Origin of the sequence: Burkholderia sp. Se-20373, from assembly GCF_017104705.1 — a bacterium.
Classification (GTDB): domain Bacteria; phylum Pseudomonadota; class Gammaproteobacteria; order Burkholderiales; family Burkholderiaceae; genus Burkholderia.
Genome location: NZ_JAAGPH010000001.1, coordinates 99,594 through 124,171, shown reverse-complemented (window position 1 = coordinate 124,171; position 24,578 = coordinate 99,594). Strand labels below are relative to the sequence as shown.

General features: G+C 61.8%; 22 protein-coding genes. 15 read left to right on the top strand and 7 right to left on the bottom strand.

Annotation, left to right across the window (positions count from 1 at the left end):
- Window positions 1-38 precede the first annotated feature (38 nt).
- Together G3N96_RS00585 and G3N96_RS00580 are read left to right on the top strand one after the other, a co-directional pair.
- On the top strand, window positions 39-488 hold the full coding sequence (locus G3N96_RS00585; protein ID WP_206135848.1) for a GNAT family N-acetyltransferase: 450 nt from the start codon (window positions 39-41) through the stop codon (window positions 486-488).
- Complete coding sequence (locus tag G3N96_RS00580; protein WP_206135847.1) at window positions 488-1,102, top strand: NAD(P)H-dependent oxidoreductase; 615 nt, start codon at window positions 488-490, stop codon at window positions 1,100-1,102. Before G3N96_RS00585 ends, G3N96_RS00580 begins: the two co-directional genes overlap by 1 nt.
- 85 nt (window positions 1,103-1,187) lie before the next feature.
- Here G3N96_RS00580 and G3N96_RS00575 read toward each other — a convergent pair whose 3' ends face one another.
- Together G3N96_RS00575 and G3N96_RS00570 are read right to left on the bottom strand one after the other, a co-directional pair.
- Entirely contained in the window at window positions 1,188-2,003 is an 816-nt protein-coding gene (locus tag G3N96_RS00575) for an alpha/beta fold hydrolase (RefSeq protein ID WP_206135846.1), read from the bottom strand.
- A gap of 13 nt (window positions 2,004-2,016) precedes the next feature.
- Complete coding sequence (locus G3N96_RS00570) at window positions 2,017-3,312, bottom strand: MASE1 domain-containing protein (protein WP_206135845.1); 1,296 nt, start codon at window positions 3,310-3,312, stop codon at window positions 2,017-2,019.
- Window positions 3,313-3,620: 308 nt separating this feature from the next.
- On the opposite strand from G3N96_RS00570, the gene G3N96_RS00565 reads away from it, so the two are divergent.
- Both G3N96_RS00565 and G3N96_RS00560 read left to right on the top strand, forming a co-directional pair.
- Window positions 3,621-4,577: a hypothetical protein gene (locus G3N96_RS00565; RefSeq protein ID WP_206135844.1), complete on the top strand. Its 957-nt coding sequence runs from the start codon at window positions 3,621-3,623 to the stop codon at window positions 4,575-4,577.
- Window positions 4,578-4,662: 85 nt separating this feature from the next.
- Entirely contained in the window at window positions 4,663-5,100 is a 438-nt protein-coding gene (locus G3N96_RS00560) for a GNAT family N-acetyltransferase (protein ID WP_124580347.1), read from the top strand.
- Between the two features lie 33 nt (window positions 5,101-5,133).
- On the opposite strand, the gene G3N96_RS00555 is transcribed toward G3N96_RS00560, so the two are convergent.
- From G3N96_RS00555 to G3N96_RS00540, 4 genes are all read right to left on the bottom strand, one after another.
- The gene (locus tag G3N96_RS00555; RefSeq protein ID WP_206135843.1) at window positions 5,134-5,976 is read right to left on the bottom strand and encodes a peptidyl-prolyl cis-trans isomerase; all 843 of its coding nucleotides are present in this window, start codon (window positions 5,974-5,976) and stop codon (window positions 5,134-5,136) included.
- A 353-nt stretch (window positions 5,977-6,329) separates the two neighbouring features.
- Complete coding sequence (locus tag G3N96_RS00550; protein ID WP_206135842.1) at window positions 6,330-8,264, bottom strand: SMP-30/gluconolactonase/LRE family protein; 1,935 nt, start codon at window positions 8,262-8,264, stop codon at window positions 6,330-6,332.
- Window positions 8,265-8,542: 278 nt separating this feature from the next.
- Window positions 8,543-8,749 (bottom strand): hypothetical protein, encoded by a 207-nt coding sequence (locus G3N96_RS00545; protein ID WP_206135841.1) that lies wholly within the window; start codon window positions 8,747-8,749, stop codon window positions 8,543-8,545.
- 65 nt (window positions 8,750-8,814) lie between these two features.
- Complete coding sequence (locus G3N96_RS00540) at window positions 8,815-10,119, bottom strand: dicarboxylate/amino acid:cation symporter (RefSeq protein ID WP_124580339.1); 1,305 nt, start codon at window positions 10,117-10,119, stop codon at window positions 8,815-8,817.
- A gap of 605 nt (window positions 10,120-10,724) precedes the next feature.
- Between G3N96_RS00540 and G3N96_RS00535 the strand changes: the two genes are divergently transcribed.
- From G3N96_RS00535 to G3N96_RS00525, 3 genes are read left to right on the top strand one after another with little or no spacing between them, the layout of a single operon-like run.
- Window positions 10,725-11,870 (top strand): glycosyltransferase family 4 protein, encoded by a 1,146-nt coding sequence (locus G3N96_RS00535; RefSeq protein ID WP_206135840.1) that lies wholly within the window; start codon window positions 10,725-10,727, stop codon window positions 11,868-11,870.
- Complete coding sequence (locus G3N96_RS00530; RefSeq protein WP_241022387.1) at window positions 11,870-12,436, top strand: hypothetical protein; 567 nt, start codon at window positions 11,870-11,872, stop codon at window positions 12,434-12,436. Before G3N96_RS00535 ends, G3N96_RS00530 begins: the two co-directional genes overlap by 1 nt.
- 23 nt (window positions 12,437-12,459) lie before the next feature.
- Window positions 12,460-13,194, top strand: coding sequence for a polysaccharide deacetylase family protein (locus G3N96_RS00525; protein WP_206135839.1), 735 nt, complete (start codon window positions 12,460-12,462; stop codon window positions 13,192-13,194).
- 6 nt (window positions 13,195-13,200) lie between these two features.
- Here G3N96_RS00525 and G3N96_RS00520 read toward each other — a convergent pair whose 3' ends face one another.
- Window positions 13,201-14,457, bottom strand: coding sequence for an MFS transporter (locus G3N96_RS00520; protein ID WP_206135838.1), 1,257 nt, complete (start codon window positions 14,455-14,457; stop codon window positions 13,201-13,203).
- Window positions 14,458-14,994: 537 nt separating this feature from the next.
- On the opposite strand from G3N96_RS00520, the gene G3N96_RS39015 reads away from it, so the two are divergent.
- The 8 genes from G3N96_RS39015 (at window position 14,995) to G3N96_RS00480 (ending at window position 24,485) form a co-directional block, all read left to right on the top strand.
- The gene (locus tag G3N96_RS39015; RefSeq protein WP_241022386.1) at window positions 14,995-15,495 is read left to right on the top strand and encodes a methylated-DNA--[protein]-cysteine S-methyltransferase; all 501 of its coding nucleotides are present in this window, start codon (window positions 14,995-14,997) and stop codon (window positions 15,493-15,495) included.
- A gap of 21 nt (window positions 15,496-15,516) precedes the next feature.
- Window positions 15,517-15,861, top strand: coding sequence for a hypothetical protein (locus G3N96_RS00510; protein ID WP_241022385.1), 345 nt, complete (start codon window positions 15,517-15,519; stop codon window positions 15,859-15,861).
- Window positions 15,862-16,616: 755 nt separating this feature from the next.
- Window positions 16,617-16,823, top strand: coding sequence for a hypothetical protein (locus G3N96_RS00505; protein WP_206135837.1), 207 nt, complete (start codon window positions 16,617-16,619; stop codon window positions 16,821-16,823).
- 119 nt (window positions 16,824-16,942) lie between these two features.
- Window positions 16,943-18,091 carry a cupin domain-containing protein gene (locus tag G3N96_RS00500; protein ID WP_206135836.1) on the top strand — a complete coding sequence of 383 codons (1,149 nt, stop codon included), beginning with the start codon at window positions 16,943-16,945 and terminating at the stop codon, window positions 18,089-18,091.
- Window positions 18,092-18,332: 241 nt separating this feature from the next.
- Window positions 18,333-19,472: a hypothetical protein gene (locus G3N96_RS00495; protein WP_206135835.1), complete on the top strand. Its 1,140-nt coding sequence runs from the start codon at window positions 18,333-18,335 to the stop codon at window positions 19,470-19,472.
- A gap of 15 nt (window positions 19,473-19,487) precedes the next feature.
- Window positions 19,488-20,756 (top strand): HlyD family efflux transporter periplasmic adaptor subunit, encoded by a 1,269-nt coding sequence (locus G3N96_RS00490; protein WP_206135834.1) that lies wholly within the window; start codon window positions 19,488-19,490, stop codon window positions 20,754-20,756.
- 5 nt (window positions 20,757-20,761) lie between these two features.
- A complete protein-coding gene (locus tag G3N96_RS00485) occupies window positions 20,762-22,912 on the top strand; it encodes a peptidase domain-containing ABC transporter (protein WP_206135875.1) in 2,151 nt (716 codons plus the stop codon).
- Between the two features lie 16 nt (window positions 22,913-22,928).
- Entirely contained in the window at window positions 22,929-24,485 is a 1,557-nt protein-coding gene (locus tag G3N96_RS00480; protein ID WP_346778864.1) for an efflux transporter outer membrane subunit, read from the top strand.
- The last annotated feature ends 93 nt before the right edge of the window (window positions 24,486-24,578 follow it).

Sequence of the window (24,578 nt, the reverse complement as noted above, 5' to 3'; positions counted from 1 at the left end):
GATTCGTACAGTAACGACGTTACCGTGGAGCAATCGTGATGCCAGAGATCCATTTGAAACGCGCCGTGACGGACGCGGATTACCGGTCGACGTTCGACGTGATGCGCGAACTGCGCCCGCACCTGACCGATGCCGATGCGTTCGTGCGGCAGATGCGCCGTCAGGCCGAACAAGGCTATGTGCTGCTGACCGCGCGGCACGGCAGCCCGGACGGCGCGGTCGTCGCGCTGGCGGGATACCGCCACCTCGAAAACACGCTGTACGGGCGCTTCGTCTACGTCGACGATCTGGTCGCGACCGAACACGCGCGCAGTCAACGGCTGGGCGAGCGGCTGCTCGATGCGGTGCGCGACGACGCGCGGCAACACGGCTGCCGGCACTTGGTGCTCGATACCGGGCTCTCCAACGCGCTCGCGCAGCGTTTCTATTTCCGCCAGGGGCTGCTGTCCCGCGGCGTGCATTTCAGTCAGTCACTACAGGCGCTCTGATGAACAACCTTCTTTTTGTCAATGCCAGTCCGCATGGCAGTCATTCGCTGGGTGCACGCCTTGCGCACGAAGCCATCACGCAATGGCGGGCGGCCCGCCCCGATGCGCGGGTCGTGTCGCGCAGCCTCGGTCAACCCGGCTTGCCTTCGCTATCGGCCGACTATGCGCATGCGGTGGTCGCGAGGCGGCCGGATGCCGATCCCGTGCTGGCGTACTCCGAACAACTGATCGCGGAAGTGGAACACAGCGACGGCGTGTTGATCAGCACACCGATGCACAACTTCACGGTACCTGCCGCGCTGAAGTTGTGGATCGATTTCGTGCTGCGTATCGGCCGCACGTTCACGGCCACGCCGGAAGGCAAGTTCGGCCTGCTCGCCGATCGCCCCGTGCTCGTGCTGGTGCGCTCGGGCGGCATCTGCACCGGCGCGGCGGCACGGCAGCCCGATTTCCTGACCCCGTACCTGAAGCAGGTGCTCGCCGTCATCGGCCTGTCGACGGTCGATTTCATCTACCTCGAAGGCATTGCGCCGAGCGACGCGGCCATCGATGCGGTACGCGCCCAGTTGGCCGCATCGACCCTGCTGGCGCGACGCGCGACGGAAACGGCATGAATGCGCCACGCCTCGGTACGCATGCGTGATCCGAGGCGTACCGGGGGCAGCGAATATCGCGCATCCCGGGCCGCGCATGTCGCCGTCAGGATGCCGGCCGTCCCATCCGGCGCGCCATCGCCGGGCTGACCGCATGCACCGGATCGAACCCGAAGAAGTCGAGCACGTGGCGCGCGACGTCGTCGCGATCGTTGTCCGCGCAGATCATGTGATAGCTGTTCTCCAGCACGATCCCGCGCGCATCGGGCATTGTCTCGAGCAGGAAATCGGCCGAGCGCAGGCTCGTCAGTTCGTCCTCGCGCGCATGCAGCACGAGCGTCGGGCACGGCGTGCCGGCCGCGGCCTCGAGCGCCCAGCCGCGCATCCGGTCGACCTGCCGCACGCACGCGAGCGGCACCCACGCATAGTGAAAACTGTCCTCGCGCTCGAACTTCTTCTTCACGATCGCGCGGATCGTCGCATTCTTGATGCCGAACGGATCGCCTTCCTCCACACGCATCCGCTCCGCCACACCCGGCACGCGGTACAGCACGTGCCGCAACGCGCGATACCACGGCGTCGACCACCCGTCGATGAACAGCGGCGTGGCCAGCAGCGCGAGCCGGCCGCGCGCATGCTGCACGCGGTGGCACAGCAGCAGCGCGACCAGCGCACCCATGCACATGCCCGCGACATGCAGCGTGTCGTACTCGTTTTCCAGCGCGCGATACTGCTCGGTCACCGCGTCGAGCCACGCCTCCGCGCGCACGCCGACCAGATCCTCGGGGCGCGTGCCGTGCCCCGGCAGCGTGATCATGTGCGTGTCGGCGCCCGCGCGCCGCATCGCCTTGTGCAGCGAACCGAGATCGTATTGCGTGCCGCCGAGCCCGTGGATCAGCAGGACGCCCGTGCGGCCCGTCATGATGTGCGTCCGCTCATTCGTCCGCCGTCGGCCACACGCGTTCGAGTTGCCAGACACCCGCCACCACCGTCACGTCGACATTCGAATCGAGTAGCGGCGCACCATGATCGGTGATCGTCTGCGTGCTGCCGTCGCGCTGCACGACGCGCAGCAACAGCGACGCGCGATCCTCGCCGGCGATCTCCGCATCCCAGTAGTCGCGCAGCGCATCGCGGTCGCCCGGCTGCACGCGTTCGAGCACGAGCGGCACGCTCGCGATCTGCGACGCATCGACGCCGACGCCGAACACGCGCTCGACGTCGCCGCTCCACTCGATCCGCCCCGATTCGGGGTCGAGCACGTACGCGATCTGGCCGGCGCTCGCGAGCGCGAGCTCCATGTTGTTCTGCAGAACGGCCGCATGCTCGTGCACGCGTTCGCGCGTCGTCTTCAGCGTGCTCACCGTCAGCACCAGCAGCGACGCCACTGCCAGATAAAGCTGCGCTTCGAGCAACGCACTGCCGTAATGCTCGTGAAACGACGAGAACGGGCCGTCGCCCTGCGCGGTCTGCTCGATCACGATCAGCGCGAGCACCAGCACCGACGACGAGCCCGCGCGGCCGCCGAGCAGCAGCGTCACCGCGACGGTGAGGAACAACGGGATATACGTCAGCGCGAAGCCCGCGCCGGTGCCGAATTTCCGTGACGTGTCGCCGTCGAAGATCACGAGCGCGACGCCCACGACCAGCACGAACGAGACCATGCCGAGCACGAGGTCGAAGCGCTCGTGATCGCCCGAGCGGTGCGCGCGAAAGCGCGACCATGACGCGAGCACCGGCGTGACCAGCAGCACGCCGACGAAATCGGACGCGGCCCACACCGACCACACGTCGAAGAACGGCGCGCCCTTGACCACCGTGTACCAGGCCGCGCCGCCGATCGCGCCGACCACGCCCGCGATCAGGCCGGCGAGGATCACCGAGCGCAGGAAATACAGCCCTTCGAGCGAGAAGCGCACGCGCTGGACGAGCCACACCGCGAGCGCGGCCGCACCGACCTCGTCGACCGTGAACAGCACCGCGTTGACCAGGCTGGCCTGTTCGATGGCGCTCAGCGCGAGCTGCCCGACCAGGAATGCGCCGGCCAGCGTCAGCCATTCGCGCATCGGCCGCAGCATGAACGCGCCGACCGTCACGCCGGCCGGCAGCCAGATGTAGCCCGTCAGCCGGACGGGGCCGTTGAACTGGTGCGAGATGTAGCCGGTCGCGAGATACAGCGTCGCCCAGAGCAGCGCGGCTACGAGGCCCGGCCGCGATCGTTTGGTGTCCATCGAGAATCCCTGTGTGCTGCGCCCGCGGTCGGCAGGCGCGCGATGTGCGAATGATATGCGGACGGGGCGGGCCGGGGAATACCGGGGCCGGAACCGCGTGAGGGGCGCCGGGGCGCCCGCGCGCTGGCGGTTGTGACCGGGAAGTTATCGCAAAAGTTCGGTGTGTGCCGGGTTCGGCTGGGACACGTCAGAACGTCGTCTTGGCCGGACGGCCAAAATCGCCCGCGGCCGGTGGATCGCATCTAGCATGAAAGATATTCGAAAGCATCTGCTTCAAGTATCGTCCACGTCATCCACCCACTTTCCGCATGACCGCACTCGATGAAAACCGTACCGGCCCGGCCGATCCCGGCCCCCTCTGCGCCATGAGCCGCTTTCGCGCCACCTACGACGGGCCTGCGCTCGAATCGTCGGAAAGGGACGTGCGCGAACTCGCGCCCGCGCTGCTTGCCATCGGGGATCTGCTCGACGCATCGACCCGCGCGCTGTGCGGCGATCAGGTGCGGCCGCAGGTGAACGTGCGCGGCAGCTTCAAGACCGGCAGTTTCGGCATCGACTTCACGCTCGCAACGTCACTGCTCGGCCGCATGCGCGGCATGCTGAGCGGCAACGAAGGCACGGCGCGCGCCAATGCGGTCACGATCCTGACCGCGCTCGGCATCGCCGTGCCGAAGGCGGGAAAGGGGCTCTTCGCCGTCCTCAAATGGCTGCGCGGGCGCGAGATCCTGCAGGTGCGGATGCAGGGCCACACCGCCATCCTGCATGTCGAAGGCGACACCCTCGAAATCGACCTGCCCGTCCTCACGCTGCTGCGCGACGTCGGCGTGCGCCGCGCCATCGAGCACGTGCTTGCCCCGCTCGCGCACGAAGGCATCGTGATGTTTGCGGTCGGCACCGATACGGAAATCGTCGAAACGGTCGACCGGAGCGAGATCGCATGGTTTCACGCGCCCGCAGCAGCCCACTCGCTCATCCTCGACGAACATTGCAAGATGGCGTTCTCGATCGTGTCGCTCGCATTCGAGGACGACAACAAGTGGGGGCTGTACGACGGCACGTCGACGATTCATGCAGCGATCACGGATACCGGCTTCCTGTCGCGCGTACACAACGGCCAGATCAGTTTCAGCAAGGGAGACGTGCTCGTGTGCAATGTCCGCATGCAGCAGTGGCAAACCTCGGACGGCGCAAAAACCGAATACGAGGTCACGGACGTCCTCGAACATCGCCCGGGCGGCCGGCAGATTCAGTTGCCGGGGCTTTGACCGGCCTTCCTCATTCGGCAATCATTCGCGGGGGTTCGACCTTCCCGTCGACGCTCCTGCCTTCCCGAACGAACGAGCCCGCACGATGACATACGCAATCCGCCTGCGCCCGGCGTCTGCCGCCGACCTGCCGTTCCTGCTGACGCTTCGCAAGCTCACGATGACGGAGCACCTGCAACGCGCCGGCATGCCGACCGACGACGATGCGCACGACCGGCGCATCCGCGCGCACTTCGACGATGCGATGATCGTCTGCGAAGGCGATGAAGCCATCGGCTTGCTGAAGGTGACACGCGCCACCGATGAGTGGCACGTGCACCAGATCCAGATCCTCCCCGCGCATCAGGGCCGGGGCATCGGCGAAGCCGTGCTGAACGCATTGCTGAACGATGCGGCACGCGCGCACGTGCCGGTATCGCTCAGCGTGCTGCACGGCAACCCGGCGCGGCGGCTCTACGAACGGCTCGGCTTCCGCAGCGAATCCGACACCGACACGAGCGCGAGCATGATCTGGCGCGCGTGACGTCCGGCGTTTCAACGCCACCGCGTGACGGCATTACTGCGTGATTTTCGCGTCTTTCAGCAAGTTGCCGATCATCTGCGAACTCGCCTTCTCCACCGCCGCCGCCTGCAGTTGCTGCTGAAGCCCCGGCTTCGCGGTCGCGAAGCCCGGCACCTGCGTCGGCCGCTTCGCATCCAGCTTCACGATCGCCCGCACGCCATCGACCGGAATCGAATCGCTCGTCGCGGCACCGACCTTCAGTTTCTCGAGCGCCTGCGCGACCGGCAGCGGCAGGCCGGACGTCTTGCCTTCCGTCGCCGGCGTGTGGAAGCTCACCCACGGCAGTTCGCCGCCGGCGTCGCGGCTCGGCGCCATGCTGTACTGACGCGCCAGCCCTTCGAACGACTTGCCCGCCTTCAGCTCGCTGAGCACCGTCGCGGCCGTCACCGGATCCTGGACGATGATCAGCCGCGGCTTGTACTCGTTCTTGCCGAGCGTGGCCACGAGTTCGTCGTAGCGCGCCTTGACCTGTTCTTCGGTCACCGGCTCGGGCTTCACGTTGTCGCGCAGGTAAAGCTGCACTTCGGCATTCGTTTTCGCCTGCTGCACCGCCGCCTTGACCTCGGGCTTGTCAGCATAGTTCGCCTTCTCGGCGGCCTGCTGAACCAGCACGCGCGTGATCAGCTGATTCTTGATCGCCTGGCGGATCTGCGGCGAGTCGGGTTGCCCGGACGCGCGCAGCAGCGTATCGACGTCGGCCTGCGTGATCGGCGTGCCGTTGACCGTCGCAACGGTCGTCGTCGTGGTCGCCGCCGTCTCTGCGTGGGCAGTCCCGCTCAGCGCGCCGGCCAGCGCAGCGATCAGCAACAGGCGATTCGGGGTGGTTTTCGTCTTCATCTTTTCGTCACTTCGGCTCAAAAAACGCGGCAGGGGTTGCCGCGCACATTCACCGGCGCGGCAATGCGTCGGTGCAACCATTCGGTCGATTCGGTTCATCGTCGTGCGCACGCGCAGTGCCGCCGACGCCGCTGTCATTGTGCCCTTATCGGGTTTTCCGTGTCGGGAGGTTCAGGACAGCCGCCCGGCGGGCGGTGAGGCGCGCGTTGCGCACGCCGGCCATTACGAACGCGGGATGTGGAAATTCTGTGGAAGCGGCATGGAAATCCCGCGAAATCGCGATGAATCACATCATGGCGTCGCGAGCCCGGCCGCCGACCGAAGCCGACGCGGCCGAACGTGAATCGTCAACGTCAGGGCGTCCACCGGTACACGGTGATGCTGTTGCCCTTCACGTTGTTCTTCATCACCACGTACTCGCCATTCGATCGGCGGTATGCGCGGATGCTGTACATCGCATCGATCGCGCTGCTGGTATCCACGGTCGCGGGGCTCGCGTTGACCAGCGTGGTGTCGAGCTTGCCCGTGGTGAGGTTGAACGCGTCGACGTTCGGCCACAGCGGGCCGCTGCTGCTGAACCAGTAGCCGACGAACAGATGGTTGCCCACCGCGTCGATCGATTTCGCGCCGCTGTGCGGCAGCGTGATCACCGGGTCGGGCTTCGTCGTGTTACCCGCGCTCCAGCCGTGATACACCTCGATGCGCGTGCCGATCGACGTCCAGTCGTTGCTCCCGATGGCGCCCTGCGCGAGCACCATCGTGTCGCTGTCCGCGAGATAGACGATGCGCGTGAGCGGCTGGATGCTGTCGGGCACGCGGGTCGCGACGCCCGGCCCCCACGACGGCTTGCCGCTCGCGTCGAAACCGGTCAGCGGGTAGTGGGTAATCGCGCCGGTCTTGTCGAGGCCGGCCCACACGCCGCCCTTGCTGTCGATGCTGAAGCCGCTCGTCACGCGCCGCGTGGTGTTGAACGCGGGGCCCGGGATCGCGCCGTCCGGGATCGCGACATAGCCGTTCGCCGCGTTGAAGTGGAAGAAATAGAAGATCGGCGGGTTTTGGCCGGCCGCGACGAGAATGCGGTTCGCGCCCACCGACGTGAGCAGCCCGAAATGCTCGTCGCGCTGCGTGTCGCTCATGTTGATGCGCGGATCGGCCGGATACGTGAACGGGTCGACCGTGTTCGCGACGAACGTGCCGCCCGCGCTGCCGCTGTACACATGCGTGCCGCCGTAGAACAGCGCGCCGTCCGTGACCGGGTCCGGCGCGGCGATCCCTTCGAAGTTCAGCGACTGCAGCGTCCACCGCAGGCTGCCGGTGCTGCTGTACGCGTGAATGTCGGTCGCGCCGTTGCGGCCGAGATCCCAGCTGCCGCCCCATGGATTGTTGAGCACATAGAGATTGCCGCCGGTGTCCTTGCCAAGCCCGACGATGCGCGTGAAGCGCTGCGCGCCGACCTGCCCCTTGATGCCCGTCGTCGTGTCGAGATAGCCGCCGCGCACCCCGAACGTGCCGGCCAGCGCGGGCCGTCCCGACACCGTATAGCGCTTGATGTTCTGGTCGGGGCCTTCGTCGCCCACCAGCAACTGGCCGGCCGCCGCATCGAAAGCCAGCGCCGACGGCTGCGACCCGGCCGGCATCCGGATCGTGTTCAGCAGCGCGCCGGCCGGGCCGAAACCGACGATCGTGCCCGCGCTCTTCTGCGCGACCCACACGTTGCCCGCGCCATCCACCGCGAGCGCGCCCGGTGCCGACACGTTGATGTCCCGCTGCCACACGCCGTCGGTGGTGAATACACGCACACGATTGCCGTAGAAATCGCTTGCATAGAGCAGCGAGCCGGCCGTCGCGAGCCCGGTGACGACGTCGATGCGCGGCTGGTTGGTCGCCGCGCTGACCTGGATGACAAGGTCGCGATACTTCGTCGCGCGGTTGTAGCGTCCCACCACGCCGCTGCCGTACGTCTTGCCGGGCTGCAGCGCGACGAACAGCGACGTCGCGTTACCGGTGATCGCGCTGCCCTGGAACTCCGAGTGCGTGCCGATCGAGCCGATGCTCTTGCCGTTCTGGTAGATCGCGACACCGCCCTCGTCCTCGTCCCACATCGACGCCGTATAGATCACGCCTTCGGGCGCGACCCACATCGCGCGCGCGACGTTGCCGACGTGGGCCGCGAGCGTGCCGTACGTATTCGCCAGCCAGTCGGTGGTGTTGCCTGCGTGAACGGCGGGAGTCATCGCGACGATCGCTGCGGCGAGAAGCGCAGCCTTAAAGCGTTGTCTGGCGACCATGACGGATGCTCTCCTGAATGGTGCGAACACTCATATGAAGGGCTGGCCGGATGACTCGAAAACCGTAATGCGTAAATACTTCCCCTGAATCATCCGGCGCAGTCGGTATTACGTGCAGCATGCGTTCGATAATGCGCAGCGCGAGAATAGCGTTATATAAATCAAAAAAAATTGCGAATCGCTCGCGTCATTGCGCTTTTCGAGGAATCGGCTTTGACGGCATTGCCGTTGGCACCCATGCGCACTGACGGCGAGCGCGACAGCGCGACAGTGAACGATCACTTACACGTCGAATCGTGGATCGGGAAAATCAGGCTTGCGCGTGCCTGCGGGAATATCGCCGTGTGTTCAACGACGACGGATTGAAACGGCGAGCGCCAGGTATCAATCGGGGAATCGGGGAAAACGACCGCATTCAGGACGGAATCATTGTCCCAAAACAAATCGCCGGCCTGAATCCGCTTCGAATCCAGGCCGGCGATCATCCACTACCGGGAAGCAGGCAGCGCACCACTATCGCTGCGTTGCCGCAGTGCTGCACTGCCGCACATCATGCCGATGCCGAGGTCTCCTGCACCTTCACCTGCATTGCACGTTCATTGCCCGGACCGTTGTCGTCGCGCGGATCGTCGAGCTGCCCTTCCCACTTCGCGACCACGGCCGCCGCGATCGAGTTGCCGACCGCGTTGGTGGCCGAGCGCCCCATGTCGAGGAACATGTCGACGCCCATGATCAGCAGCAACCCGGCTTCGGGCAGGTTGAACTGGTTGAGCGTCGCCGCGATCACGACCAGCGACGCGCGCGGCACGCCCGCCATCCCCTTCGACGTGACCATCAGCATCAGCAGCATCGTGATCTGCGTGCCCAGCGGCAGATGAATGCCGTACACCTGCGCGATGAACAGCACCGCGAACGTGCAGTACATCATCGAGCCGTCGAGGTTGAACGAATAGCCGATCGGCAGCACGAAGCTCGAGATCTTGCGGTTCACGCCGAAACGGTCGAGCGCGTCCAGCAGCTTCGGATACGCGGCCTCGGAGCTCGCCGTCGCGAACGACAGCAGGAACGGCTCGCGGATCAGCCGGATCAGCGTGAACGCGCGCTTGCCGAGGAACGTCACGCCGGCGAGCGTCAGCACGCCCCACAGCAGCGCCAGGGCCAGATAGAAGCTCGCCATGAACTTCGCGAACGTGAGCAGGATGCCGAGCCCCTGGGTGGTGATCGTCGACGCCAGCGCCGCGAACACCGCGACCGGCGCGAACCACATCACCGCGCCCGTCACCTTCAGCATCACCTGCGCGAGATCGTCGATCACGCCGGTCAGGCGCTTGCCCGACTCGCCGAGCGCCGACAGCGCGGTGCCGAAGAAGATCGAGAACACGACGATCTGCAGGATTTCGTTGTTCGCCATCGCTTCCGCGATCGACTTCGGCACCAGGTGCACCACGAAGTCCTTCAGCGTGAAGGCGCCCGTCTTCAGCCCGAGGGACGCATCGGACGCCGGCAGCGGCAGGCTCAGATGGCTGCCCGGTTGCAGGATCGTGGCGGTCAGCAGGCCGAGCAGCAACGACGTGAACGACGCGATGAAAAACCAGCCGAACGCCTTGACGCCGACGCGGCCCACGGCACTGCCGTCGCCCATCTGCGCAATGCCGACGGTCAGCGTCGCGAACACCAGCGGCGCGATGATCATCTTGATCAGGCGCAGGAACACGTCGGACAGCAACGATACGTAGCCGGCGACCTCCTTCGCCATGTTCGGGTCGGGAAACGCGCTATGACAGGCGTAACCCACTGCGATTCCAAGAATCATCGCGACAACGATGTACTTGGTGATGTTGTGCTTCTTCTTCATTAGTAATCCAAATCACAAAGCGTATGTTGCTAACGGCTGGCACATCTTCCGCGCCCGGCTACGAATCGAAACCCACGTCTCTCTGGGTGCGACGCGTCCGCCTTCGGCAGTCGCCATGGCGGACAAGGGGGGGCATTCTAACGCAAATGGCCGTCCGGCTTTCAAATCTGAAAGTCCGTCGCGTTGATCTGCGTCCGGATGCCGTCGAAAAGGCGGGTTTTGTCGCGATCCAGCCCGCTTCCTGCCCCCGCCGGCGAGGGTAATCGGGCCGCATCACCGGTCGCATCGGGCTCGCCACGCTCCACGCACCGGCGACAGGAACCCTATCGCCGAACTCCTCTCCTCCCCGGCGGCATCGCACCGCGTGACGACACCGCGAACGATCGCGACACATGTTCACAAAGATGCGCAGACCTTGACACTACGGTACGTAATGCTTCTGTAATATTTGGAAACGATTCGCGGTGACGCCCCGCCCGGGCGTCGATGCGCGATCCCGCATCGACCACGCGGGACCAGGTTCGAGTCATTGCTTTCAACAGGCGGACGCGCTCATTTTCTCAGCAGTCCTGCCCAATGAATGATCGAGGAAAGGCGGCATCGTGATGAACATTCTGTATACCAACTTCCACGGCGACTACGGCGGCGGCCAGGACACCTACGTCCGTGATCTCGCCGCCGCGATGAGCCGGCATCATCGCGTGACCGTCGCGTCACCGGAAGGCAGCCGCCTGTCGCGACTGTTGAAGGACAGTCCCGACGTGGCCATCTTCGACATGGAATTCAAACCGCGCTGGAACCGGCTGTGCCAGGAAATCCTCCGGCTGCGCCAGCGGATCGTCGCCGAGCGCTTCGACGTCATCCATGTGAACGGGTCCGCCGATCACCGGCAGGTGATGCTCGCGCTGCTCGGCTGCCGGTATCGGCCCGCCGTCGTGCTCACCAAGCACAACACCTACCGCGCCGACAGCTTCGGCAACATGCTGCGCGCACGCCTCGCCACCGACCACACCATCGCGGTCAGCGACTACGTCGCGGGCATGCTCGCGCTCCGGTCGCCGTACGGGAACGTCACCGTCGTCAAGCACGGCGTGCGCCGGCAGGCCGCCGAACGACTGGCCGGCGACGAAATCCGTCGCCGCAAGATCGCGCTGTTCGGGCCGTCCGCCGCGGACGCGATCGTGCTGGGCAGCAGTGCCGGCACCGCGCCGGAGAAAGGCTGGATGGACCTGATCGCGGCGCTGGGCCGCCTGCCCGAGCACGAGCGCGAGCGGTTTCGCGTGCTGCTGGTCGGCGCGGAGCCGACCGCCGAGCAACGCGAACAGATCGCGCACCACCGCATGGCCGCGCGCACCGCGTTCACCGGCCGGCTCGACGACGTGCGGACACCGTTCTCGATCATCGACGTGTCGTTCGTGCTGTCGTACCACGAGAGCCTGTCGTATGCGTGCCGCGAAGCGATGTCGCTCGGCTGCCCCGCGATCGTGACGCGCGTGGGCGGGCTGCCCGAGAACGTCGAGCCGGGCGTGGACGGCTGGGTCGTCCCGCCGCGCGAGCCTGAAGCGATCGGGGAAATCCTGCGCGCGATCGTGCGCGAGCCCGAGTGCGTGCGCGCGATGGGGCGCAGCGCGCGGCTGAAGGGCAAGCGTGAATTCTCGTTCGAACGATTCATCGACGCGACGCTGTCCGTCTATCAGAAATCGATTCGCCACAACCCGTATCGTCGGGTGACATCCATGAGGTCCGTTTAATGGCAATGAATATCTGGAAGAAGTACTGGGCCCTGCGCACGCAGGAGTGCCCGTGTGACGTGCACTTCGTCGAATGGCTGGAAACCGCGCGCCTCAACGGTATCCGCATCTATCACTTCGGCACCGGCGGCCATCATCATGTCGGCGTGGAATGCGCGCGGCCGCACCTGAACAACACTGTCTTCGGCGTGACGGCGTCGCCGAAGGAATACAAGTCGTACGTCGATCTCGTCACGCGGCAGCCGGAGGTGAGCAAGACCTATCTGGCCTATTTCGGCGACATCTACACGAGCAACTCGGACCTGCTGCCGGCCTTCGACGTCGTCACGCTGTTCCATCTATGCGAATTCCGCGATGAGTCCAACAGCCGCTACGGCGCGAAGACCGACGCCGAAGTGCTCGACCTGTTCGCACGACACACCGCGCGCGACGGCCACCTGCTGTTCTACAAGGGCTCGTCGGCATACCGGAAGGCCGAGCCGATCATCGCGCAATGGGCTGCGAATGCCGATTTCGTCGAAATCGGCGACTTCAAGACCTTGCGGATTTTCCGCAAGGCCGCGTAATTCCCCGTTCCCGCGACCCGCTCATGCTGCTGCCCGCCACGCGCTACCCGATCCTGATGTATCACCAGATCCGCACGCTGCCGCCGCCGACCGACCGGCTGCGCAGCCTGAGCGTCGCGCCCGATGCGTTCCGCCGCCAGATGACGCTGTTCAGGCGGCTCGGCTACCGCGGCCTGAGCGTGCGCGAACTGCAGCCGTACCTGCGCGGCGAGCGCAGCGGGAAGGTCTTCGGCATCACGTTCGACGACGGCTTTCTCAACGTGCTGACGCATGCGATGCCCGCGCTCGACGCGCTCGGGTTCACCGCGACCTGCTACTTCGTCGCCGGCCGGTTCGGCGGCGAGAACGACTGGGATGCGGCCGCCGATACCGCACGCTCGCCGCTGATGACGCACGCGGACATGCTCGCATGGCGCGATCACGGTCATGAAATCGGCTCGCATACGCTCGACCACGTCGCGCTGTCGCAGGTGCCGGCGCACGTGTCGAAGGTTCAGATCGTCGAATCGAAGCAGCGGCTCGAGGCGTTGAGCGGCCAGATGGTCGAATCGTTCTGCTACCCGTACGGCGACCTGGACCCGCGCGTGCGCGATCAGGTCGCCGCCGCGGGTTACCGCAACGCGACGACGACCCGGCGCGGCTGCGCCGACGTGAACGACGATCGGTTCCTGTTGCCGCGGATGACGGTCGCGGGTGGCGTCGGGGCGATGCGGCTGTGGTTCAAGTGTGCGAAGGCGCGGGTTCGGCGGCGCGGGTAGTTCACGCTATTTCGGCCGCTGCCGGCAGAATGTCAACAGACCCATCAGCGAGATTCCCATAAACAGGAACCATCCCGGCGTGAGCGTCTTCCAGCCTGCGGCGACGCTGCCGATGAAGTTGCCGAGCATCCCGCCGATTGCCCACGAAATCGCCGACGCGCCGAAATAGCTGCCGGCATTGCCGTGCGTCGTCAGGTTGGCGAGTGCAATATTCGACGCGGGAAGAATCAGGCTTTCGCCGAACGTGAAGACGATCGCGATCACGACCAGGATCACGAGCGACGCATCCGCGCCCCGATCGCGGACGAACAACAGCGCCGCCATCGCAAAACAGCCGCACAACGCGACATGCCCGATCACCATCATCGATCGCCAGTGCGTGCGCTGAAACCACCCCATGCCGAGCGACGCAGTGGCGATTCCGATCAGCGCATTCGTGATGTAGAACGGTCGCACGCCGTTGTAGCCGTGCACGCCACGCGAAAAGGTCAACGGGATGAATACGTATATTTGCGTGTACACGGTCCAGAACGGAACAAGCGCCCAGCAGAGCCGGCGAAACCGCCGGTCGCCGAACGCGACCAGCACGCCGCGCAGCGGGTACGCAACGCCTGCGTCGGGCGTGCTTCGCCCCGCGATCCACGGCGCGATCAGCGCGAGCGCCGCGAACACCGCGCCACTTACCAGAAACGGCAGCGCCCCGTTCGTGTTCGGCACGACGAACAGCAGCGCCGGGCCGATCAACGCGCCGAGATTGAGCGCCAGATTGTTCAACGCAAACACCTTGGGACGCACGGCGCCGTCGAGCGAGCCGAAGATCGAATACGCGGTCGTTTCGTAAAGCGCGGCGCCCAGCCCTGACACGCATGCCCACGTCAACAGGCCCGGCAGCGACCGCGCATACGCAAACCCGACGAACCCCGCCGCACGGCAAAGCAGGCCGAGTGTCGTCAGCACGCGACTGCTGAAGCGATCCGTCGACGCCCCGAGCACCAGCGGCAGTAGCCGGCTCGCCAGCAAATTCAGCGTCAGCACGCTGGCGACGCTGCTCGCATCCAGATGGCGCTCCATGTCGAGGAATGCGGCAAGCAGCGGCAGCGATCCGAACACCGACAGGTTCACCAGGAACTGGAAGATCAGCAGCAGCCGCGTCGACGTCGGCACGCCCTCCGCGATTCCGGTGAGCCAGACGGCCGGTTTGTTGTGCTTCTGGCGAAACGGGTCGACTCTGTCGCCGGGCACCCGGCGATCGCAATCATCCATCACGTTCTCCGCTGACGTTTAATGCCGGCCAGACGGAGCATGAAAAAAGCCCCGTCCGTTTCCGGCGGGGCTTGGGGTGGGTTCGACACACTGACCTACGACGCGCGACCTCCTCCCGGCCCGCCATTGGCGGTCGTGGTGGTAGTCGTGGTCGTGACGAAAAGTGCGTTCATGAGAGGAATCTAGTCAACCTGCTGTCGGGCGTCAATACGTCGACTGCGTGGCAGGCCAGACGGGAAGTCGGCCGACATCACGGAAAATGCGCCAGCTCACGTGAGCCGGTCAGCTGTTGCTGGCTGTGCGCGATCGCAGGGAACGGCCGCGTCTCTCGAGCCCTCGTAGTACCGTTTTCGGGTAGCGGGTTCGAGGCACCCGCTATTGAGGTTGCCGTTTCGGGAGCCGATGGACAACACGACAAGTTGCATACCGGCATAAACACGCATCCTGACGGGAGAAAACGCCCACACACGCCAGGCCGAGCGCGAGATCGGCGAGTACTTCGCCGGGACACGCAAGCGGTTCGACCTGACGCTAGACATGCCCGGCAGCCCATTCCAGCAATCGGTATGGCAGGCATTGCAGGCCGTCCCGTACGGCAGCACGGCCAGTTACGGCGAGCAGGCTCAGAAGCTCGGCACACCCCAGTCGGTCCGCGCGGTGGCCGGCACCAACGGCGCCAATCGTGTCGCGATCGACGGTCCCCTCTCACGTCCTGTCGATGCCGCTAGAATTGCGCACGGCGTTTTGAAGCAGCGATTCAAATGTTCGACGGCCGATTGCCTGAAGCAGGTCTGTTCATCGCGGACCCATTACATCAACGGGAAGGTGTCGGATCGCTACCGTCCTATCCGAATCCTGAGGAAAACTGAGCCTCGGCAATTTTGCGATCGGCACCGTGGTGGCGATGCCGATCGCGTTGTCTCTGCCGGCCGACGCCCGCCGACATTCATGTGGATAACCGCAATGGACCCCGATATTCAGACCATGCTCCGCCGCTACCGCGAGCGAGAAATCGACCTGCATCAGTTGCGCATGTAGCTTGAACGCGAAAGCACGCGTGTGGACGCACAGGTCCCGCGCGGTGCATGGCTGAAACTGACACGAGGGAATGAAGCACAGTGCAACGGTGCGATCGCGCGCCTGCTTCCGGCCTGCCTCCATTGTCTCGGCGTCGGCGAGCCCAAGCCGTTCGTATCGCATCAGGAGTACCGGCAATACATCCATCGCCGCGATGCGGCCATCGCACGCGGCGTCCTCTCCGACATTCCTCAACCTCACTTTGCATCCGAAGGCCCCGATTCGGCGGGCTCTGCAATGTACTGTCGCTGCACCCGCGGCGGCTCGATCTGGTCATTCGTCGAGCCGGAGAAAGCGGAAAGCGGTTCATGGAACCGAGTCATCTAGGTGCGGTGTCCGAAATCCGACATCTCCATCGCGGCCAGCGCGCTGCCGGACATCATACGATGCCGCGACAGCGCAAGGTCGGACATGGAATCCAGGGTAGAAGCCGGGCAACAGCTGTGGTTTCTCAGAAAAGGTGTCTTTGCCCCCTCGACAGATCAAGGGCTTGGACATCTTTTTTAAGACGAACGCCATACTGGCGTCTCAGAAAAGATGTCCGTGGGCACCGAAATTCTCAGAAAAATCGTCTCTGGAAAGGTCCCTCCCTGTCCCAGTGGCTTGGCGGAACTTAGCGACAAAACTTTGCCCTAGAAATGCGAATTAGAGTCTGGTGGCTCGGCGAGTTCTCCATGAGCTCCGAGTAGCACAGCGAAACGTTCGGGTTGCGGACATCCCGCCAGAGAGATTCAGCTACCTGCGACATGCTATGGCAGTGTCCAGGTCGAATCGCGCGCCCGAGATCAGTTCAGGATGAAATACCTCCGCTACAACTCCCACGACTTCAGATGGGAAGACACTCCTCCCTGACAAATCTATCAGGTTACAAATCACACCAATGTTGTAATATATTTGTATGGGAGTCGTAGATTATATGTATGACTTCAATCGCGCATTTCTCATGCGCTTTGCGCCGCCAACCGCCGCTTGGTTGGCAGAGGGAAATATCGCAACCTTAATTGGGAGCTGCTTCTCCTCCCGGGGAGAAATTTCCCGTGGCGGTCAAATCTCTGTCTTCATCAACAGAAGGAGAATCGTAAATGTCTGGCAACAACGTACGATTAAGCACTAAGCTCAAGATCGAGCCGACAGCAAATCAACTCAACCTCGAACGGCTGAACAGTAGCCATGCAAGCTACGACGACCTCATGGACGCGTTTGCGCGAGAACTGACTTCTGACGAGATTCTGTTGATTTCGGGCGCAGCAAAAACTGGTGGCACCTATTGTGGCACTGTGTATGCGTAAGCAATAAAAACATAAACGGCGTCAAACATTGCTGCCAGAGCTATTTCTGGCAGCAATTTGCATATATGGCGCGACCTGAAGTCAGAGACACTTCCCACATGCTGGCATCCCAATAAAAAATGCAAATTGATTTTAAGATTGATGTCGATGAATTCAAGAAAAAATATCAGGAACGGATGCCACTGATCATCAAGGGATCCCTTGATACCTCAAATGTCCTTTGGTCCGATATCAACGATATTATTTCGAGGTGCGATCCGCAGTCGGAGAATTTTCGCGTTTCGTTCCCAAACGGAAATATCGAAAAGAAACAGTACGTCAACACGTACTTTCATATCGGAGATGTACGTCGCAAGCTCAATAAGCCGGCTCTATATAATCTTTTGCGGCAAGGTGGCACTTTGGTTGCCAATCATATCTACGATGAACCAAAGTTCAACGACTACGCGAAAGACATCGCGCAATTTACCGGTCGGCAGACGGTCACGTCTGCATACATTGCATTCGGTAAAACGGATTCCTACAGAGCTCACTGGGACTCCAGGGATGTCTTCGCCGTGCAATTGAAAGGTCGGAAGCGTTGGGTAGTGTACAAACCCACCTTTGATGCGCCCTTGTTCATGCATCAAAGTAAGTTCATCGAGGACAGATATCCGTGTCCCGCTGAACCCCATATGGACTTCGTACTAGAAGAAGGTGACGTCTTCTACATTCCCCGGGGGTGGTGGCACAACGTTACGCCGCTCGGCGAACCGACTGTGCACCTGGCCATTGGAACATTTCCCGCATTCGCTGTTGATTATGTGAAGTGGGTATTCCGGGAATTGCCGGACTGTATCCATGCAAGGATGGCTCTGGAGGATTTCGAGCAAGACGCCGAAACTATCCATACATTAAGCAAGCACATCTATGATCGAATGAATGATCCGGCTTGTTATCGTGCGTTCATGGAAGCACATGTCGGCGAACAGATTCTGGAAACAAGACTGAATCTCGAAAAGCTTGGGGACGCGAGCATTACCGCACTTGAACTTGATAACGAGATACGTCTGAACGTGCTACGCACCGATATTTCTGACGAGTATTTTGTCACGGGCAGTGGCAAGGTCTGGCTACAGGATGAGCTACGTCCGGTCCGGGATTTCCTCGTCACGCATCCCCGGTTCAAAGTTTCCCAACTTCACGAGAAATTTCCAGACTATTCGCATCGGCAGCTTTCCGAAGTCCTCCATCTCCTCGCCACAAACGGAACGATAGAGGTCCTGTAGCGTTCGCCCGATCCGACAGCGAACTATTCCGCCTACCTCTGCCTTCCGCTCGTTGCTTGAAGCAACGGGCGGCGGTGAAGTACGCCGACCGATGGATTGGCAACGGGGCCATGTCGATACACGCCCCTGCCCACGTCAATCGGTTCTCCGCTGCAGTCACGCTGCGAAGACAAACGCGAGCAGGCGATCAATGCCTAATCCAGTAGCCCTGGAATAGTCAGGATTTCGAATGTACTGAACGATGAAAGCCGAGCTGCCTTACCCCTTCAGCATTGAATTCATGAAGCGCAACAAGGCGTTTCTGCTGTTCTGTCCGCCGGACTGTCTGGACGAGCACGGGCGTCCGGTTCTGGAAGGCCGATCCGTGCGATACCGGCCAGATCCAGTGGCGTATCAACGATGTCCCTATCCCGACTCAAGATCGAACGCGGGAAAGCCTATAAACATCGAATCGCTCCAGGCCCTGTTGCACCACCACCACGATGTCGTCGCCTTCGTCGACGACATCGCACGGTGTTTGCGCAGTCATGCAATCGTCGCAGCTGGCGCGGCCGATCTCGCCGCGTTGTATGCGGTGTCTTATATCGGATACAAGTCTCCGCAGATCTTCTTCATGCAAAAGATGCTCGGCGAACCAGTAGAGGTTCCTGCCGTTTGTGCGATTGTGTCCCGTTTTTTTCATGGCCTGGTCAATATCCTGGCCTTGATGGCGCTCGACCACGAAGGACACCTGCAAGGCCACGAAATTACGGCGGAAGACATCTACCGTTATGCGGATCGCAACAAGCACCTAATCGGGAAGAGCGAATCCTGTGCAGCATCCAGCGCCACAATCATCCGATACATCACTTCGACACGCCAATCGTGCTCCGACAGCAGTGCGAGAGATACGGCCGAGCATTACAGCGGAACGTTACCGAAAAGCATGGTGGAAGCCGTTTGTCATGCGGCGCGCATTACAGCGGAGCTGGAGTTGTGCTGCCTGATCTATGAAACGATCCGGCGCTGGCTTTGGAGACAGATGCCAGCCACCCACATCGGCCAGGAGCCCCCGCCCACGTTCGCGACTCCCCACTGCCTGGTTGCGAAAAAGATCTCTCTTGCCGCGCAGCCCTTCGACCATTTGTTATTCAGAAGAGCCTATCACCTTGCCCGGCCGCTATTGATCAATCCCACGCGCGTCGATGAAATGCTCGGCGCTGCGATTGCCATCGTCAACGTTGGTCAAGATGCCGCGACGGATGCACAACGGTCGCTCATCAAGGCCGCAATTCTGGCACTACTGGATAGCCACGCCGGCTTTCTCTCCCAACAGGTCAAGCCGGGGGCATGTGTCACTGCAGACCTGGATGTGTTCTTTGGCCGCTGGCCGGCCTTGTGAAGCAAGTAGTGTTGTATGGACAAGAAACATCTATTCCGAAGCGAAGCACTGGGCGCGAGAGCGGACTCCAGGCGGCTGCATTCGGATGTACTGCTGTTCCTTCCCAGTTCGTACCGAAGAATTCTTGCGCTCATCAGCGTTGCCATTCTTCTAATGCTCACGCTGCTCATTTTCGGCTCATACACCAGGAGGGCAACCGTGAAGGGTGAACTGTTCTCGACGCTGGGAGCCATACCCGTGTATCTACCCCGCCCCGGCGTCATCAACGAGTACTTCGTTTCAGAGGACCAGCCCGTTCGCAAGGACGATCCTCTCTTCGCCGTATCGACGGAAGTCTTCGGACTGGCCAATCGGGGAACATCCTCGGAAACCATCCATTTGCTGGTTGAGCGCAAGCGTCTCCTTGAACACCAACTGGAAAGCGAAGCGGCAACGCACGTCCAGAATCTGCGAAATATCGACGACCAAATGCGCTCAAAGCAGAAAGAGCGAAGTCTCATCACGAGGCAGATCCACGCGATCAGAAAGAAGAACGAACTGCTTTCGGCCAGCCTAGAACGGTACCGAGAAGCCCGCGTGCAGGAAGCGATTTCAGACGATGCCATGGCCGAAAAAGCCATCACAACGCTGAACAGCCGCATCGACTACAACGAACGCGAGCGACAGTTGGAAGGCCTGGGCCGGGATGTTTCGAATCTCTCGTTCGAACGGGAAAAGGCGGACTCCGAACATGGCAAGCGGGTATTGCAGCTCAAGGCTGATCTGCTTACGCTCGAAGAACAGATCATCACAGCCGAGTATCAGAAGGGAGCGATCATCAAGGCACCTGCGTCCGGTAATGTGACAGCCATTCAAGGGGTCAGTGGCTCGTACTACGACAATACCAAGCCAGTGACCTTCATTGTGCCAACAGATTCGGAGATCGAAGCCCGCCTCCTGGTACCGGCCACTGCCATCGGTTTCATCAAGAAGGGAGACACCGTGTACCTCAGGTACTCGGCGTACGCATATCAGAGATTTGGTCAGGGGGCAGGCACTGTCTATTCGATATCTGGCACCGCACTGTTGCCTAACGACATCGCACTCGGCTCGAAATTGTCCGTCTCTGAGCCCATGTTTCTTGTGAAGGTGAGAATCCGCGACAAGACCGTCATTGCAGACGGCGTCCGCTACGCCTTGAAGCCAGGGATTGCGGTCGATGCCGACATCATGCTGGAGCAGGATCGAATCTATCGATGGATTCTGCGCCCGCTGTTTTCCGTTTCCGAGAAGCTAAAGCACTGAATCCCATGAAGAGGAAAGCATATCTGTCGGGTCTGTTCAAAACCCGCTTTCCAACGGTGCTGCAGACCGAGTCCACTGAGTGTGGCCTCGCGTGCGTGGCGATGCTGGCCAACTATCATGGCCGCCACGTGACGTTGCGCGACCTCCGGCAAAAATTCTCGGTATCGCTGAAGGGGATCTCGCTCGGCTCACTCCTGCGCGTGTGTAAGCACAACGGCTTGAGCAGCCGGCCTATCCGCACCGAGCTGGCAGGGCTGAAGCAGATCAAGCTACCGTGCATCCTGCATTGGAACTTCAATCACTTTGTTATTCTAAGGAAGATTGGCGCCAACCACGCTGTCATCGTCGACCCTGCGTATGGCGAGAGACAGGTCGACTGGGAGAGCGTCTCGCAAGCATTTACCGGGGTCGCCATCGAGATCTGGCCGGACCCCGATTTTGTCACCGTGAAGCAGCAACGAAACATCACGCTTCTGCAGCTTCTCGGCAATCTCAGGGGCCGTACAAATGCGGTGCTGGCGATTCTGCTTCTGGCGCTAAGTCTCGAGTTTCTGACGGCGTTATTGCCATATCACATTCAGCTCATCATCGACAATGCGATCGGCGCAAACGACCGCTATTTCACGGCGGTACTTACCGGAGGCTTTGCCATTGTCTATCTGCTGAGAAACCTTGTTGCGACGGTTCGCAGCTGGTTTCTCATGTATCTTGGCACGAGCCTGAACGTCCAGTGGAAGGACAATGTTCTGGATCACATGCTGACGCTGCCACTCGAATACTATGAAAAGCGACACGTCGGCGACGTGACCTCCAGATTCGGGGCTATCGACGCGATTCAACGGATGCTCACCACCTCCTTCGTGGAGTCGTTCCTCGACGGCGCATTTTCGTGCGTCGTGCTTGTCATCCTCTTTCTGTATCAACCGCTGTTGAGTCTGGTTGTGCTGGCGAGCACACTCCTATACCTCGCCGTGCGGTGGCTCATCAACGCCGCGCTCAGAAACGCGTCCCGCAACGAGATCATTCATGGTGCGAAACAGAATTCGTACCTCCTGGAGACAATCCGCGGAATCCGGCAAGTCAAACTGTACGGGCAACAAAGGGAACGTCGGCTCGCATGGATATCGCTGTTCATCAGCCAAATCAACGCCAAGATCGCCACCCAGAAGATCGAGATCTGGCTCAAGGCGTCGAGGGTATTGATATTCGACGTCCAGAACATCGTCGTGATCTGGTGGGGCGCCATTCTAGTCATAGATCGTGAGTATTCAATAGGCGCTCTTGTCGCGTTTCTTGGATACAAGCTGCTCTACGAATCCCGCGTGGCAGCGTTGATCGACAACCTCTTCGTCATTCAGAACATCCAGCTTCACGCTGACCGCCTGAGCGATATCGTCCTGTCCAAAGCGGAGACGACCACCAACCAGTCGGTATTCGATATCGACAGGCTGCCTGCCACGCTCCAATGCGAGGATGTCTCGTTTCAGTATTCGCTGTTCGAAAGAAATGTGATTGATGGGATGAGTTTCAAGGTCGAGGAAGGGGAATCCGTCGCAATCATCGGGCCCTCGGGATGCGGAAAGTCCACGATCTTCAATGTCATCCTCGGGATTTACCAGGGCGCCCGCGGTCGCGTCCTGATTGGTGGCGAAGACCTCCAGTTCATCGGCACGCAAGCGGTTCGGCGAATGATTGGAACGGTGCTCCAGGACGACATCCTCTTCAGTGGATCCATCGCCGAGAACATTTCCGGATTCGATAGCGAAGCGAACCACGAGTGGATCGTCAAGTGCGCCGAAATGGCGAATATCGCGGAAGAGATTGACGCGATGCCGATGAAGTACTTCACGCTTGTGGGCGACATGGGCGCTGTCCTTTCCGGTGGGCAAAAGCAGCGCGTCCTGCTTGCCAGGGCACTGTACAAGCGACCAAAATTTCTGCTACTCGACGAGGCCACCAGCCACCTGGATGTTTCGAACGAACGTGCGGTCAGCAAGGCTATCCAGTCGCTCAATATCACGCGGCTCATCATTGCCCATCGGCCGGAGACCGTGCTGTCCGCGGACAGAATCATGCTGATGAAGGCTGGAAGAATCGATGCAGTCCTGACGCCATCGCAGGCGATGGACTTTCTTCGATCCGTCCATGCCGCCTAGCGTTCGAGCCGACACCGTGCATATCGAAACCATCCAGAGCCATCGGGAACGAATGAAGGGAAGTGCCTCCGCCTTCCGATCGGACTTTCGACAACTGCCAGCTTGCGGCGGGCATCATGCTGCAATGCTCGCCGCGCTCGGGACGGGTGACTTCCCGCGTTCCCCGAGCAAGAAACGCCATCGGTTGGCAGCCATCGTGCTCGCGGCGTCCGGGATTCTTTCGGCCTGCGCGACAAGGACCTACGAACGCCCCCCACTCGACGTACCCACAAAGTGGGTGTATTCCGATGGCAACACCCCACACGCAGACGCCGGAAAGCATCCACGCCAGTGGTGGACTGGGTTCGGAGATGCACAGCTCGACAAGTTGATCTCCTCCGCCCTCTCCCGCAACAACAATCTTGCTACCGCCACGCTGAACGTGCGACAGGCTCAGCTCGAACTGCAGCTTGCCGGCGATCCTCTGCAGATTGGCCCGCAGGCAAGCGTGAATGCACGCCGCGAACGTCGTCTGGACAACGATGATGTGTCACGTATCCGAAGCGGCACACTTTACGGCACCGTTAGTTACACCGTCGACTTCTGGGGAAGGCTGGCGCGGCAGCGAGATATCGCGCGATGGGCGCTGCAGGCGTCCGAGGCCGACCGAGACACTGTACAGCTGAACATTGTATGCACCACCGCCGATCTCTATTGGCGGTTGGCGTACCTCAACCAGCGACTGGCTTTTGGAGAAAAGAGCCTGGCGACGGCCATACGCACACGCGAGCTGGTGCATGCCCAGTACATCGCTGGCGCCGTCTCCAATCTAGAGCAGCGCGAGGCAGAGCAAGCTGTCGTCGCTCAACGAGCCGGCCTGTCTCAGCTCCGACAAAACCAGGTAGAAACCCGCAACGCCCTAGCTGTACTTTTCAACGCCGCGCCGGGCAGCAACGTGCTGGAGGAAGTACTGGGCCTCGAGCCCCAGGCGCTGCCGACTAACGCTCTGCCAACCCTGGCAGAAGGGTTGCCCGCAGATCTGCTGGGCCGTCGCCCCGACCTGCAAGCCGCCGAGCTGAATCTTCGGCAGCGACTCGCCAACATCGAAGTGGTCCGGACCAGTTACTACCCAACGCTGTCGCTGACCGGTAGTGTCGGCGCGGCGAGCCAGTCGTTGGTAAATCTGCTCGCGAGCCCGACTGCCATTCTCGGTGCGGGCCTGAGCCTGCCGTTTCTCAACCTCAAGGCAATGCGACTGAACACCGAACTGGCGCAGCTCCAGTACGAGACTGCGGTGATCGACTTCCGGCAGACGCTATACCAGGCGTTCGTGGATGTCGAGAACGCGCTGTCCGCACGTATACGGCTGGCCGAACAGGCGGAGCTTCAGGCGCAAGCCCTAGCGGCCGCCCGCGAGGCTGAGCGTCTCTACGAAATCCGCTATCGCGCCGGTGCCGTCGCACTTCGCATGTGGCTCGATGCACAGGAGTCGTACCGAACGGCCGAACTGCTCTGGACACAGGCACGGTTCAGTCAGCTGCAGAACCTGGTCACGCTCTACCAGAGCATGGGAGGCAATACGTCCATTCAGTGAACCTGGCATTGACCGTCGATCGAACCGATCCGAGTTCCAAGCATTGGAGACAATTTCGCAGTTGACTTGTTCGTATCAAATTGCAGCACTCGT

Coding starts and splice junctions, on each gene's coding strand:
- G3N96_RS00575 (WP_206135846.1), bottom strand. CDS start 2,003: ATGACGGGCCGCACGGGCGTCCTGCTGATCCACGGGCTCGGCGGCACG.
- G3N96_RS00540 (WP_124580339.1), bottom strand. CDS start 10,119: ATGAAGAAGAAGCACAACATCACCAAGTACATCGTTGTCGCGATGATT.
- G3N96_RS00570 (WP_206135845.1), bottom strand. CDS start 3,312: ATGGACACCAAACGATCGCGGCCGGGCCTCGTAGCCGCGCTGCTCTGG.
- G3N96_RS00585 (WP_206135848.1), top strand. CDS start 39: ATGCCAGAGATCCATTTGAAACGCGCCGTGACGGACGCGGATTACCGG.
- G3N96_RS00550 (WP_206135842.1), bottom strand. CDS start 8,264: ATGGTCGCCAGACAACGCTTTAAGGCTGCGCTTCTCGCCGCAGCGATC.
- G3N96_RS00500 (WP_206135836.1), top strand. CDS start 16,943: ATGCAAATTGATTTTAAGATTGATGTCGATGAATTCAAGAAAAAATAT.
- G3N96_RS00505 (WP_206135837.1), top strand. CDS start 16,617: ATGTCTGGCAACAACGTACGATTAAGCACTAAGCTCAAGATCGAGCCG.
- G3N96_RS00555 (WP_206135843.1), bottom strand. CDS start 5,976: ATGAAGACGAAAACCACCCCGAATCGCCTGTTGCTGATCGCTGCGCTG.
- G3N96_RS00485 (WP_206135875.1), top strand. CDS start 20,762: ATGAAGAGGAAAGCATATCTGTCGGGTCTGTTCAAAACCCGCTTTCCA.
- G3N96_RS00560 (WP_124580347.1), top strand. CDS start 4,663: ATGACATACGCAATCCGCCTGCGCCCGGCGTCTGCCGCCGACCTGCCG.
- G3N96_RS00545 (WP_206135841.1), bottom strand. CDS start 8,749: ATGATCGCCGGCCTGGATTCGAAGCGGATTCAGGCCGGCGATTTGTTT.
- G3N96_RS00530 (WP_241022387.1), top strand. CDS start 11,870: ATGGCAATGAATATCTGGAAGAAGTACTGGGCCCTGCGCACGCAGGAG.
- G3N96_RS00495 (WP_206135835.1), top strand. CDS start 18,333: ATGAAAGCCGAGCTGCCTTACCCCTTCAGCATTGAATTCATGAAGCGC.
- G3N96_RS00580 (WP_206135847.1), top strand. CDS start 488: ATGAACAACCTTCTTTTTGTCAATGCCAGTCCGCATGGCAGTCATTCG.
- G3N96_RS00490 (WP_206135834.1), top strand. CDS start 19,488: ATGGACAAGAAACATCTATTCCGAAGCGAAGCACTGGGCGCGAGAGCG.
- G3N96_RS39015 (WP_241022386.1), top strand. CDS start 14,995: ATGCCCGGCAGCCCATTCCAGCAATCGGTATGGCAGGCATTGCAGGCC.
- G3N96_RS00535 (WP_206135840.1), top strand. CDS start 10,725: ATGAACATTCTGTATACCAACTTCCACGGCGACTACGGCGGCGGCCAG.
- G3N96_RS00520 (WP_206135838.1), bottom strand. CDS start 14,457: ATGGATGATTGCGATCGCCGGGTGCCCGGCGACAGAGTCGACCCGTTT.
- G3N96_RS00565 (WP_206135844.1), top strand. CDS start 3,621: ATGACCGCACTCGATGAAAACCGTACCGGCCCGGCCGATCCCGGCCCC.
- G3N96_RS00525 (WP_206135839.1), top strand. CDS start 12,460: ATGCTGCTGCCCGCCACGCGCTACCCGATCCTGATGTATCACCAGATC.